Origin of the sequence: Candidatus Nitrosopumilus sp. (genome assembly GCF_040878665.1) — an archaeon.
GTDB lineage: Archaea > Thermoproteota > Nitrososphaeria > Nitrososphaerales > Nitrosopumilaceae > Nitrosopumilus.
In genome coordinates this window covers 181,660-194,892 of sequence record NZ_JBBDLU010000007.1, presented here as the reverse complement: position 1 = coordinate 194,892, position 13,233 = coordinate 181,660, and the positions used below count along the sequence as shown (strand labels likewise).

Annotated in this window: 13 protein-coding genes; 8 read left to right on the top strand and 5 right to left on the bottom strand. The window is 34.6% G+C overall.

Annotation, left to right across the window (positions count from 1 at the left end; genetic code table 11):
- Positions 1-14 precede the first annotated feature (14 nt).
- Genes WDZ98_RS07500 through WDZ98_RS07490 form a run of 3 tightly spaced genes read left to right on the top strand, consistent with a single transcriptional unit; the run spans position 15 to position 2,569 of the window.
- Positions 15-1,040: an ABC transporter substrate-binding protein gene (locus tag WDZ98_RS07500; protein ID WP_368059672.1), complete on the top strand. Its 1,026-nt coding sequence runs from the start codon at positions 15-17 to the stop codon at positions 1,038-1,040.
- Positions 1,041-1,805, top strand: a complete 765-nt coding sequence (locus WDZ98_RS07495) for an ABC transporter ATP-binding protein (protein WP_368059674.1) — start codon at positions 1,041-1,043, stop codon at positions 1,803-1,805. It abuts the gene before it with no gap.
- 5 nt (positions 1,806-1,810) lie between these two features.
- Complete coding sequence (locus WDZ98_RS07490; protein ID WP_368060958.1) at positions 1,811-2,569, top strand: ABC transporter permease; 759 nt, start codon at positions 1,811-1,813, stop codon at positions 2,567-2,569.
- A gap of 12 nt (positions 2,570-2,581) precedes the next feature.
- On the opposite strand, the gene WDZ98_RS07485 is transcribed toward WDZ98_RS07490, so the two are convergent.
- Positions 2,582-3,682, bottom strand: a complete 1,101-nt coding sequence (locus WDZ98_RS07485; protein WP_368059676.1) for an MFS transporter — start codon at positions 3,680-3,682, stop codon at positions 2,582-2,584.
- A gap of 112 nt (positions 3,683-3,794) precedes the next feature.
- Here WDZ98_RS07485 and WDZ98_RS07480 point away from each other — a divergent pair, with 112 nt between their 5' ends.
- Together WDZ98_RS07480 and WDZ98_RS07475 are read left to right on the top strand one after the other, a co-directional pair.
- The gene (locus tag WDZ98_RS07480; protein WP_368059678.1) at positions 3,795-4,757 is read left to right on the top strand and encodes a homocysteine S-methyltransferase family protein; all 963 of its coding nucleotides are present in this window, start codon (positions 3,795-3,797) and stop codon (positions 4,755-4,757) included.
- A 32-nt stretch (positions 4,758-4,789) separates the two neighbouring features.
- Positions 4,790-7,288, top strand: a complete 2,499-nt coding sequence (locus WDZ98_RS07475) for a dihydropteroate synthase (RefSeq protein ID WP_368059680.1) — start codon at positions 4,790-4,792, stop codon at positions 7,286-7,288.
- Between the two features lie 20 nt (positions 7,289-7,308).
- Here the strand turns inward: WDZ98_RS07475 and WDZ98_RS07470 are convergent, their stop codons facing one another.
- On the bottom strand, positions 7,309-8,052 hold the full coding sequence (locus WDZ98_RS07470; protein ID WP_368059682.1) for a 5,10-methenyltetrahydrofolate synthetase: 744 nt from the start codon (positions 8,050-8,052) through the stop codon (positions 7,309-7,311).
- A gap of 74 nt (positions 8,053-8,126) precedes the next feature.
- Between WDZ98_RS07470 and WDZ98_RS07465 the strand changes: the two genes are divergently transcribed.
- Genes WDZ98_RS07465 through WDZ98_RS07455 form a run of 3 tightly spaced genes read left to right on the top strand, consistent with a single transcriptional unit; the run spans position 8,127 to position 9,420 of the window.
- Positions 8,127-8,675 carry a CoA pyrophosphatase gene (locus tag WDZ98_RS07465; RefSeq protein ID WP_368059684.1) on the top strand — a complete coding sequence of 183 codons (549 nt, stop codon included), beginning with the start codon at positions 8,127-8,129 and terminating at the stop codon, positions 8,673-8,675.
- A gap of 37 nt (positions 8,676-8,712) precedes the next feature.
- Positions 8,713-8,871 (top strand): 50S ribosomal protein L39, encoded by a 159-nt coding sequence (locus WDZ98_RS07460; RefSeq protein ID WP_368059686.1) that lies wholly within the window; start codon positions 8,713-8,715, stop codon positions 8,869-8,871.
- Positions 8,872-9,420 (top strand): 50S ribosomal protein L31e, encoded by a 549-nt coding sequence (locus WDZ98_RS07455; protein WP_368059688.1) that lies wholly within the window; start codon positions 8,872-8,874, stop codon positions 9,418-9,420. It abuts the gene before it with no gap.
- Positions 9,421-9,453: 33 nt separating this feature from the next.
- On the opposite strand, the gene WDZ98_RS07450 is transcribed toward WDZ98_RS07455, so the two are convergent.
- From WDZ98_RS07450 to WDZ98_RS07440, 3 genes are all read right to left on the bottom strand, one after another.
- Positions 9,454-10,404, bottom strand: a complete 951-nt coding sequence (locus WDZ98_RS07450) for a cell division protein FtsZ (protein ID WP_368059690.1) — start codon at positions 10,402-10,404, stop codon at positions 9,454-9,456.
- Between the two features lie 73 nt (positions 10,405-10,477).
- Positions 10,478-11,746: a tRNA (N(6)-L-threonylcarbamoyladenosine(37)-C(2))-methylthiotransferase gene (locus WDZ98_RS07445; protein WP_368059692.1), complete on the bottom strand. Its 1,269-nt coding sequence runs from the start codon at positions 11,744-11,746 to the stop codon at positions 10,478-10,480.
- Between the two features lie 2 nt (positions 11,747-11,748).
- A complete protein-coding gene (locus WDZ98_RS07440) occupies positions 11,749-13,110 on the bottom strand; it encodes an aspartate ammonia-lyase (RefSeq protein ID WP_368059694.1) in 1,362 nt (453 codons plus the stop codon).
- Between the last annotated feature and the right edge of the window lie 123 nt (positions 13,111-13,233).

Here is a 13,233-nt window from a genome sequence, read left to right as displayed (position 1 = left end):
TATAACGCTGTTTTATGAAAACTAGATCTATACTCATTATTGGAGTTGTAGGGGTCTTTTTACTATCTTCCTTAGGAGTTGTTCTTAGTTCTGATGATAAAATCAATGAAAATAAGATTCGTATTGCTTACTTTCCTAACATAGGTCATGCAATTCCAGTAGTAGGGATTGAACAAGGTTTTTTTGAAAAAAGTCTTGGTAATGATGTTCAAATTGAAACTAGAATTTTTGATAGTGGACCTCAAGCAATAGAGTCTCTATTTGCAAATTCTGTTGATTTGGCATATGTGGGCCCTGGTCCTGCAATAACGGGATTTCTAAATTCTGAGAGTCATAATGTAAAAATTCTGGCCGGTGCTGCAAGTGGTGGTGCTAGTTTTATCGTACATCCAAATTCTGATATACTTTCTGCATCTGACTTTGCAGGAAAAAAAATTGCAGCTCCTCAAATTGGAAATACTCAAGATGTTTCACTTAGAAGTTATCTGTCTGAAAATGGATTAAAATCAGCTGATAAAGGAGGTTCTGTAATTATTTACAATATTCCAAATCCTGATATCTATACATTATTTGTTAAAGGAGATATTGATGGTGCATGGGTTCCAGAACCATGGGCAACTATTTTTGAAACTGAACTTGATGGAAAAAGATTATTCTATGAGGAAGATTTATGGCCCAACAAAGAATTTGCATCTGTTCTTTTAATTGGGAATGTTAATTATGTTGAGAAACACCCTCAAATAATTTCTAATTTCTTAACGTCCAATCATGAAACAGCAATATGGATTAATCAAAATCCTATTGAGACAAGAGTGATCTTTAACGATTTTCTAAAATCTCATTTGGGCAAATCTCTGTCTGATAATGTTATAGATGTTGCATTATCTAACATTGTTATTACTGATGATCCTAAAAGTGATTCTATCCACTCTTTTGCAAAAAAAGCCGATGCGTTAGGCTATCTTGGAAGAAATGGATATGATTTGACTGAAATTTTTTACTCTTTTGATTCAAATCCTAGTTTGGAGGTAGATGACTAGATGACTAAACTTGAGGCAAAAAATATTGTAAAATATTTCAGCCATGATTCTCATAAACTCAAAGCTCTTGGTGGAATTAATCTCAAAGTTGAGGCAGGTGATTTTGTATGTCTAGTGGGTCCTTCGGGTTGTGGTAAATCAACATTTTTACGCATAGTTGCAGGCTTGGAAAAGCCAGACGAGGGGCAGATTCTATTTGATGGTCATCCTGTAAATGAGACCGGACCTGAAAGAATTATGGTATTTCAGGAAGGTGCGTTATTTCCATGGCTTAAGGTGCAAGACAATGTAGAATTTGGATTGAAAATGTCAGGTATTCCAAAAGAAGAGAGGGCAAAGATATCTCACAGATATTTGGATATGATGCAACTGACTAAATTTGCCGATTCATATATTTTTCAACTCTCAACTGGAATGAAACAGAGAGTAGCAATTGCCAGAGCACTTGTAATGGATCCGGATGTGTTATTGATGGATGAACCATTTGCAGCACTTGATGCACAGACTCGTGATTTGTTATTAGTTGAGATGCAATTGATTTGGGAGAAGACAAAGAAGACAATTTTGTTTGTAACTCACAGTGTTTCAGAGGCTGCAGTACTTGGAACTAAAGTTGCAATATTTAGTAATCGTCCATCTGTAATCAAAAAAGAAGTTGAAAATAATTTTCCAAGACCTAGAGTAACTGAAGATGAATCATTATTGAAATTTCAACAAGATATTTTGAGAGAACTTCGACCTGAGATAAAGAAGACTAAACAGTGATGAATGTGGCAAAAAATTACGCTCCTTACAAAATTGTATTTTACATTGGAATAGTTGCAGTTTGGCAGATTATATCTATAGCCGGAATTTGGCCTGATAATATTTTCCCATCCCCATACGAAGTAGCTGAAGACTTGGCATATGGTGCAACTGATGGTAGCTTATTTTATGGTATAGCAACTAGTATGTGGAGATTGTTGATTGGTTTGGCAATTGCAATAGCTGGCGGCATTGTACTTGGAATTTTCATGGCACGAGTAGAAGTTGTAAATCAAACTGTCGGCTCACTTGTTTTGGGATTGCAATCAATTCCTTCAGTTGCTTGGGTACCTCTTGCAATACTTTGGTTTGGATTGACTGATGGAGGAATCATTTTTGTAACTGTAGCTGGTGCAATCTTTGCAGTTACCATCAATACTTACTCTGGTGTCAAAAACATCGATCCTCACTTTATTGAAGCTGCAAGGAATATGGGCGCAAAGAATACCCAATTGATCACTGCAGTATTGATTCCAGCTGCATTTCCTTACATGATTTCTGGCTTTAAACAAGGGTGGGCGTTTGCATGGAGGGGTGTAATTGGAGCAGAATTGTTATTTTCATACCTGGGATTGGGTTTTTTACTTAATGCAGGACGTTCTCTAACTGATGTGTCTCAGGTAATTGCCATCATGATTGTGATTATGGCAATTGGATTGGTTATAGATGGACTTGTTTTTAAAAAATTAGAAGACAAAGTAATGTCCAGATGGGGATTAAGATAATTTTGATTTTTTTTATTTTCTAATCTTTAATGATACTACAAATGCACAAATAATTACAATAATTGCAAAATACATCACCGAGTTATAATCAAACAAATATGCTATTCCTCCTGCAATTATGGGACCTACTACTGTTGCAATGGATATAGTGGAACTAAATATTCCAGTTGATGTGGAATGCGGATTATTTTCCATCAAGTGAAAATTTCCTCCTATAAACAAAAATGCCCATGTTCCACCAACAAGTGCCATAAATGGCATTGCCATCCACCACTCTGTTACAAACAACAATCCCACAAATACAAATGTCGTACATCCAATACCTATTTTGAATTTAGTTATATTTGAGAGATTTATTTTGCTTGCCATCACATTCATCAAAATAAATGCAGTCAGTGTATTTGCAACATACACAATTGAAATTTGATAAAGTTCAGCTCCCCATTTCTCCATTAATATGATTGGAAAAATTGTCCATACTGCCGTTGCACCAATATGTCTTAGTAATAATGATGTAAATAGAAATTTGTTTTTCAAAATGACTTTGCTCATAGTTCCTGGTGCCAATTCTTTTACTTGCTCTGGATTTGGCAGTTTGATTGTAAAGAGTAATCCAATAACAAATGATGCTGAACTAATCAAGAAAATTAATTTAAGATCATTTGCAAATCCGGCCGCTGCAATTCCTGCAAGCCATCCTAATGCATGAAATGAGATGACCGTAGCTGCTCTTTTTTTATCAATGTTTGCTTCGTAGGAATATGCAATCATTGCAGGAATCATTATTCCACTTGCAATCCCAGCTGCAATTCTTACCAGAAAAAACATTGTAAGATCATCTGCAAAATAATGTAATCCAAATGTTATAGCACAACCAATAAATCCAATTCTGATGAATTTGAGCCTGGTTCCTTTCTTGTCTGAATGCCTACCAAAATAAATTTCAGATAAAATCTGGGCAAAACTAAATGATGCTACCAAAAGCCCGATCTCAAAGACTGATTCTGTGACCCCTTTGGCAATAATAGGCATGAACACAAAGATAATCGAGATTCCCGCATGCTGAAAAAATGTTGCACTACGAACTAGATTGTTGACTTGAAGATTTAGCATAAATGTATAACGAATTCTTTTTCACCTAATTTCAACATACGTATGAATCCTACATCGCTTCGTTGTTTTTTCTGAAAAGAGTTAAACTCTGCTAGAATGTTTTGAAATCAAGTTGACAGAAAAAGAACCATTTCTTGATGCGTTAAAAAATAGAATATTGTTATTTGATGGTGCAATGGGAACTGAAATTCAAAGATATGATCCAAAGCCTGAAGACTTTCCAAATAACCAAGATGGCTTTAATGATGGTTTAGTTATAACACATCCTGAATGGATTAAACAAATTCACAAAAGTTACTTGGATGCAGGTTCTGATTGTATTGAAACAAACTCTTTTGGTTCTAATAAAATTAAACTTGACGAATATGGTTTTGGCGATAAAACAATTGAATTTAATAAAAAAATTGCCATGCTTGCATTAGAAGTTTGTAAAGAATATTCTGACAAGCCACGATATGTAATTGGGTCCATGGGTCCTACTGGTTATCTTCCAAGTTCTAATGATCCTGATCTTGGTCAAAAACCACTTGATGAGATACGTAAAGCATTTGAGTTGCAAGCTGAAGGATTAATTCTTGGAGGTGTTGATGCATTACTTATTGAAACAAGCCAAGATATTCTAGAAGTTAAACTTGTCATCGAAGCATGTCATAATGCAATCAAAAAGACTGGCAAAAAAGTTCCAATCATTGCAAATACTACATTGGATCAATATGGAAAAATGTTACTTGGTACAAACATCCAAGCTGCATACACAACTGTTTCTGATATGGGAATTGATGTTTTTGGATTAAATTGTTCTACTGGCCCTATTGAGATGACACCAAGTGTTCAATGGTTAGATGAGCAAAATGAACACAATTTACTAGTGGTCCCAAATGCAGGCATGCCTGAAAATGATGGAGGTAAAGCAGTTTACAAAATGACTCCTGAAAAAATGGGGCAGGCATTAGGCGATTTTCTTCATGAATACAAAAAAGTTAGAATTATTGGTGGTTGCTGTGGAACAAATCCTGAACACATTAAGGTTTTAAGAAAAGTAATTGACGAAAGAGCCAACTCTGTCGAGGGTTAAGTATTTACAAAAACAGATGTGATTTTACAACATTGACAGTTCCAAGAGTAAGTTCAGCACTCAAAGCAGTTGATCTAAAACAAATTCCACCGCCCCTAATAATTGGAGAGAGAATCAACACTCAAGGTTCTCGTAAAGCAAAGAAGTTAGTTCTTGAAGATGATTACGATGGTTTAGTAGATTTAGGTAGAATACAAGTTGAAGATGGAGCACACTGTCTTGATGTTTGTGTTGCGACTACTGAACGAGCAGATGAACGTGAGTTTATGTTAAATTTAGTTAAACGATTAAGCTTAGAAATTGATGCTCCTCTAGTAATTGACTCTACAGATCCTGAAGTTATTGAAGCATCAGTTATACAGATACCTGGTAGACCAATAATTAATTCCATTAATCTTGAAGGAGATGGAAGTAGATTTGAAAAATTAGCTCCTATAATGGCAAAGTATGGTTTGCCTGCAATTGCTTTGTGTATTGGGCCAGAAGGAATGGCCAAAACACCCAAGCAAAAAGTTGATACTGCTACATTACTTTATGAAACAGGAAAAAAATATGGCATAAAAATTGAGCAATTCATTTTTGATGTTCTTACATTTACTTTGGCAACAGGTGAAGATGAATTTCTTGATGCTGGAAAAAATACTCTTGAAGGAATTAAACTAGTTAAAGAAAAATTTCCAAACTGTTTTACAACTTTGGGTCTTAGTAACATCAGCTTTGGTCTTGCACCCTATGCTAGAAAAATTCTAAATTCTGTATTTTTGTATCATGCTGTCAAGATAGGACTTGACACTGCAATAGTTAACGCAAAAGAGATTATTCCTTACGGTGAAATTGATAAGAAAGAGAAAAAACTTGCAGAAGATCTGATCTTTAACACTCATCCGAATGCTTTGTCTGACTTGATTACTTATTTTGAGAATACAGGACCTCAAAACAGTGCTACATCAAAGCAAGTCGATGTAGATCCTTCATGGCCTGCAGGAAAACGTGCAAACTTTAGAATTGTAAATCGGCTCAAAGATGGAATTCAAAATGATGTTGTATCTGCAATAGCAGAGAAACTTGGTAATAGTGGCAACATCAAAAATTCTGAAGGCATTTTATCTCTTGATTTGCCAAAAGAAACCACACATGATGGTGCCATTAAAACTCTTAATGAAGATTTACTACCTGCCATGAAAGAAGTTGGTGACAAATTTGGTGCAGGCGAACTAATTCTTCCATTTGTTTTAAAATCTGCTGAATGTATGAAGGCTGCCGTTGGAGAGTTGGAGAAATATTTAGTCAAAGAAGAAGGTACAAGCAAAGGAGTACTTGTTTTAGGTACAGTTTACGGTGATGTACATGACATTGGCAAGAATCTTGTAAAGACAATTTTTCAAAATAACGGATATACGGTTCATGATTTAGGAAAACAAGTTCCATTACAAAAATTCCTTGAAAAAATTAATGAAACCAAACCTGATGCAATAGGATTGTCTGCATTACTAGTATCCACCTCAAAACAAATGAAATTCTTTGTAGAACATGCAAGAAAAAATAACATGACTATTCCAATTCTTTGTGGCGGCGCTGCAATTAACAGTAATTACATCAACAGAATAGCCAAGGAAGATGGAATTTACGAATCTGGGGTATTTTATTGTAATACTATGTTTGAAGGTCTAAAAACTATGGATGTTTTGATTTCAGACGGAAAACCAAAACTCTTAGCTGATTGGAAAGAAAAGTTAGAAAACTGGAAAGAAAGATCTACTGCGATAGTAGATCAAGACTCTCTTCCAAAAAGTGAGATAAAACCTGTTTCACCTCCAACTCCTAAAATTGTTGGTGAACCGATTCGATTAAAATTAGATCAAATTAACATGGCTGAAGTTTGGACCATGATTGATAAAAAATCTTTATTCAAATTATCTTGGGGATTACGGGGAAAATCTGGTGCTGAATCTGAAGATGAACATGAGCAATTATTAACTGAATGGAAAATTAGAATCATTAGAGATAAACTCTTTGAACCTGAAATCGTGTATGGATATTTCAAATGTCATAATAATGGTCGGAAATTGCTTGTAGAAAATCCTGATGGAGATGATGTAGAACTAGAATTTCCACGTTCTACAAAACCTGATCATCTTTGCCTTACTGATTATTTTGGCCAAGATGATATCGTGGCATTCCAATCAGTAACTGTTGGCAATAAGGTATCTGATATTATTGAACAGTGGAACAAAGAAGACAAGTATACTGATGCCTACTATCTTCATGGGTTGGCCGTAGAAGTAGCTGAAGCATTGGCAGAATGGATAAACCGAAAAATAAAATCTGAACTAACTTTGCAAAAAGGCGGATTAAGATACAGTTGGGGCTTTCCTAGCTGTCCTGATGTTTCTCAACATCATCTCGTTTGGAAATTATTACAGCCTGAAAAATCTGGAATGACATTGACTGAATCAGGTCAAATTATTCCTGAACAATCAACTGCAGCTATAGTAGTACATCATCCAGATGCAAAATATTTCGTGTTATGATTTTATCTAAACTAGTTCATCTAAACTTTAGAATACGTTTTTCCTAAAAACTCGTTTAATCCATTAAAATCACTAGGAGATGTAATTAACACGTCTCCTGTTATTTCATGTGTTTTGTTTACCAACTCTTCAAATTTTTGACTGTATGAATCTAAATCTAAATTCAAAAATTTTGCAGATTTTTCATTTTTAGGTGATGGATACAAAAGAATTGGAATTATTGAAAATTCTTTGAGGTTGTTATGTAAATTTTGAACTTGTTCTATGTTTTGAATTACCTGTGTCATGAATCCTTTGGGCTTGGCATCTATTTTCCCCCCAATCTTAGAGAAATCAGGTTTGTTTGAAATGGACAAATACAAATCAATTTTTGTATCTATTCCTTGCTCTCTTAGTTTTTTTACTGTCAAACTGGGAATCTGACCAGAATCTTTTCCACCTGTTTGAGATGGATCTCCCATCAAAATCAAAATCCCTGAAAAACCAACTGAAATACATCTGTCAACAAAATCTGAAATCTCACTCTCACTTTTGTCTCTGACTCTAAGACTTACAGTTATTGGTAAGTCAGGAATATCTTTTCTGATGATTTCTCCTACTTTGATAGGTGAAACTCTCTGATATCCTAATACGTTTTCAGTTAGATGAATCGCATCACATCTTTTTGAGATGATCTTTATCTTTTCTACAAATTTTCTGATTGACTCATTTGTATCTATATCGGGTAAAACTTTAGGAGGATTAGCTTCGTATCTAATTGTCATATTTCCATTTCTTTTCTCCTCGGTTAAAACCTTTGAATACTAAAACCCATATGGAATAGTAGGAAAGAACCACAATGATATTAGATGATTTAAAATCTCGCCTTTCTACTCCGATTAATCCTGTAATTGAAACTAAGAATCAGTACAGTTTTGCATCAGTACTTGTTGTGATTTATGGAAATGAACCAATTGTTATAATGACTGAAAAGCCCAAACACATGAAATTTCATGCAGGAGAAATTTCATTTCCCGGTGGAAAATTGGATTCAAATGATTCAGATCTTTTGGAAACTGCATTACGTGAAACTAGTGAAGAGATAGGACTGTCAATTTCTAAATCACAAGTGATTGGTCAACTAGAACCTGTAATAACGCTGAATTCTGGTTTTTTGATTTTACCTTTCGTCTCAGTAATTGATAAAATCCCAAAACTTTCAGCTAATGCTGAAGTTGAAAAAATTTTTCATATTCCTTTGAAATCATTTTTAAAAACTGAAAAAAAAGATCCAGATCCAACTCATAACATTATTCAAGAAATGTATACGTTTGAATATCAAAATCAAGTTGTGTGGGGAGCATCTGCTAGGATACTAAAACAGATTCAAAATTACCTAAAATCCTGAGATTCATTTAAAAAGAGCTCTTCGTGCCTGAAAATCTATGGCTGCACGTAAGTCCTCTCCAAGGAAAATCCGTCTGTTAAAAAAAACTAGACAGACTTCAGCAGTACCTGCATGGATAATTCTAAGGACAAAAAGAAATGTCAGAACCAATCCAAAGCGTAGAGCTTGGAGATCAACTGATGTGGAGGTAGGATAGATGTCTCAAGAATTAGAACGTGTTTATACAATTAATCTAGGTAAAGCTTTGATTTCTCAATCACAACACAGAGCAGTCAGAGCCATCAATATGGTTAAAGAATTTGCTCGTCATCACATGAAAATTGAGACTATTAAAATTGAAGAAGAACTAGCTCATGAAATTTGGTCAAGAGGTGTTAGAAGTCCTCCAAGAAAAGTTAGAGTTAGAATGACTAAAACTGATGATGGTTATGTTCTTGTTTCTAGATATGATGCAGATGCAGAATCTAAAGTAATTCCTGAAAAAGAAACTAAAAAAATTACTGACAAAGTAAAAACCCCAGCTAAAGAAGAAACCCCAGCTAAAGAAGAAGCACCATCTAAAGAAACCCCAGCTAAAGAAGAAACCCCAGCTAAAGAAGAAGCACCATCTAAAGAAACCCCAGCTAAAGTAGCGCCAACTAAAGAAAAACCGGTTAAAAAAGAAACCCCAGCTAAAGTAGCGCCAACTAAAGAAAAACCGGTTAAAAAAGAAACGTCTGCTAAAAAAGCACCAAAGAAAAAATAATAGTTTTTTAAAATATTAAATTTTAATTTTTGTCTATTCCAGTTGATATAGATCTAATTTACAATCGATGCTACATTCTGGTGTAGACCAATCAAAAGTATTCTCTTGTGGAATTACTCCCAATGGATCATAACTATCGAATTTTGTCATTCCTTGAATTGATGATAACATCACAACTTTGGATTCGTCTGCATTTGATGTCATGTCAATTTGTGAATTACTTTCGTTTAGAATTCCACTAGTTAGATTTGTGATTGAGTTTAATACTCCTACTGGAATATTATTGCCCCCTACAACGTACAACATTGAACGCTTGACTGAATTTGGTGGGGCATTGCCATATAGCATTTTTAGTGAATCTCTAAGTGACTCTTCGATATTTTGTCCATTTTTACTAGTTGTGAGAATGTTTGTTTCATTTGATATTTCTGATGTTCCAAGTGATTCTACAACATGCATTATGGCAGCATTTGCAATGTCATAACATGTTTTAGGACTAAGTTCTGGATTGCTTTCAAGTAGTGAATCATTATCTAATACTATGGTGCATGCAGAGTTTTCTCTTATTCTTTTTAATGAAATACCTGAATTGAAAATTCTGTCTTTTTCGTATTTGAATGGCATAATTGCAAAGGAAACTACACCAATGCCTTCATCTTTACACATTTTTGATACTACTGGGCCTATTGCTGAGCCTGCTTTGCCAGCCAAATTACTCATTAAGATAACTGTAGAATAGCCTGAAATCTTTGATTTTATTTCATCGGCCACATTGTAAGTTGAACCTCTGATTAATTGAACAGATGGATTGATTACTGAATCTGTTGATACATGAACAGATGGGTTCTCTGATGAAAAGTCTTTTGTATTATTGCTAATTAATAGACAATCTGAATTAAGAGACTCCTTTGCATTTATTGCTAGTTTTGAGCCTACACCGCCCAAACCTATTACTAGTACTGGTTCTTTAACTTGAAAACTCATTTCTGATCTTATTTTCTGATTTAGATAAAAAACCTTCTTACGTTTTTTTAATCAAATTTTAGATCGAAAAAAATTAGCTTGCGATCTTACCAATTAGTCTCTTTACTGTCGCATCGATAATTTCAACTATGTATGATTGACCTAATTCCACTTTGTCATGAACTGCTATGGGCTTGTAGGCAAAGTTTCTACCCTTGATGCCTTCATCTGTGTTTTCATCAAACAATACTTTGCCTTTCCAGCCGATCCATTTTTGGTTGCTTTCCATGGATAGTTTACTGATCTGTTCAAAAATTATCTTACTTCTTCGTTTAACTTCTGCAGCATCAATTTGTTCCATCTCCGCCGCATCTGTTCCTGGTCTTGCACTAAACTTTGACAGATTAACAACATCTGGTTTTGTTTCCTCTAGCAATGATATTGTTTTTTGGAATTCTTCTTCGGTTTCTGAAGGAAAACCAACAATTATGTCAGTTGAAACTGTAAAGTCTACAAACCTTTCTTTTACTTTCTTTACTATTTCTCTAAAAGTAGCCGATGTATGGCCTCTTTTCATATCGTGTAGTACTTTATCACTTCCACTTTGTACTGGAATATGTAGAAATTTGAAAACTTTATCATTGTCAAAAGATTCAATCAAATCTTCTTTGATTCTTGGCATGTACATTGGATTCATCATGCCTATTCTAACCATAAACTCATCTGGAATTTCTGTAACTGCATTTACTAGTGATGGTAAATCGGTACCAATATCTAATCCATAACACCCATTATCTGTAGATGTTAACCATACTTCCTTACAACCTTCGTTAATCTCGGTTTTAACTTGTCTTACAATGTCTCCTAATCTATAACTTGAAAGATCTCCTTTGGATAGTTTCGTTTGACAAAATGTACATTCACTCATACATCCACTTGCAATTTCTACAATTCCTACTGCCGGATTTAGTCTGACCTTTGGAAGTCCAACTTTTGATAAATCTGTATCTTCTAATGCAATTTGCTTTCTTCCTCCTAGAGTTGAATTAATTACTTGAAGTGTTTTACCTAGTGAGTTAGGTCCTAACAAACTGGCATTTTCTGAGATTTTTTCAACTGTTTCTTTTTCTGCTTTTGGGAGACATCCTGCTACAATGAGTGGTTTTGATTTTAATGAATTAATTCGATACATCATCTTGTTTGCAGTTGAATCTTTGACTGAACAAGTAACTATGATATTTAGATCAGATTCCGCAGAATTATCTGTTAATGAATGTCCTCCATTTAGAATCAAACCTGAAATCATTTCTGAATCTGCAAAACTTGCAGAACATCCGTACGCCTCTACGAAAATCTTTGCCATGTCTATCCGAATAGAGAATCGATCTCTTTGTTGCTCATCAGCTTCTTTGAAACAACAAGTTCTCTGATGGTTTTCCCTGTTTTCAAGGATTCTTTGAAAAGTTCTGCAGATTTTAGATATCCAATTTTTGGTGTGAGTAATGTCACAATAACAGGACTGTTCTCAATATTTGCACGTAATTTTTCTTTGTTTGCAGTGAGTCCATCAATTAGATTTGCAGAAAATATTGGCAAGAAATTTTTAAACATATCCGTAGATTCTAGCATACACTTTAGCATTCCAGGCAACATTACGTTTAGCTCAAACTGTCCGCTTTGTACTGCATATGATACAGAAGTATCATTTCCTATTACGTTAAAGCAGATCATATTCATGCATTCAGCCAAAGACGGATTTACTTTTCCTGGCATAATTGATGAACCTGCATGCACTGCAGGAATTCCAAGCTCAGCTAATCCTGCAATTGGACCTGATGCCATTAATCTGATGTCATTGGCAAGTTTTCCAATCTCTAACGCTAAATTTCGTAACGCACTTGATGCATTTGCAACTGCAAATTTACTCTGCAAACCGTGCTGCATATCTTTCTCCGGTCTTAATGCAAGTTTTGAAATTCTTGAAAGTTCTGATATTGCAATTTTCCTATAACCTTTTGGTGTGTTTGCACCGGAACCTACTGCAGTTCCACCAAGTGCTACATTTTGTAACTCTTTTTGTGATGCGACAATTTCATTCCTTGCTTTAGTTATTGATGTTGCATATGCTGCAAATTCACTACCTAATGTAACTGGTAATGCATCCATTAGATGCGTTCTACCAATTTTTTTAAATGCTGAAAATTGTTTTGCTTTTTTTGACAGTGATTTTATTAAAATATCGATTGCAGGAATTGTTTCTTTTAGGTTCATCAAAATTGCAACATGCATTGCAGTTGGATAAGTATCGTTACTTGACTGTGACATGTTTACATGATCATTTGGATGTAAGAATTCATGCTGTCCTTTCTTTTTATGTAAAATCTCTAATGCAACATTTGCAATGACTTCATTAGAATTCATATTAAACGCAGTACCTGCTCCAGAATTTATCATGTCTACTACAAACTGATCTACGTATTTCCCAGCTAGTATTTTATCACATGCTGAAATAATTGCATTTCCCAGTTTTGCATCAATTGCTTTTGTCTTTACATTTGCAACTGCTGCAGATCGTTTTATCATTACAAATGCCTTGATCAAATTTTCATGGCTTTTGTTACCTGTGACGTGATATTGTTTGATTGCTCTACCTGTGAATGCTCCATAATATGCGTCATATGGGATCTTGACTTGCCCCAGTGAATCTTGATCAAGTCTAAATTTCATACTGATTTTATCGATTACTACCCATTATTCATTCTTTTTCAGATATTTTCATACTGTCACAACTTGGGTTAATGACAATTATTATATAGGATTCATAGGTCACCGTGCATTATGAATAAGCGT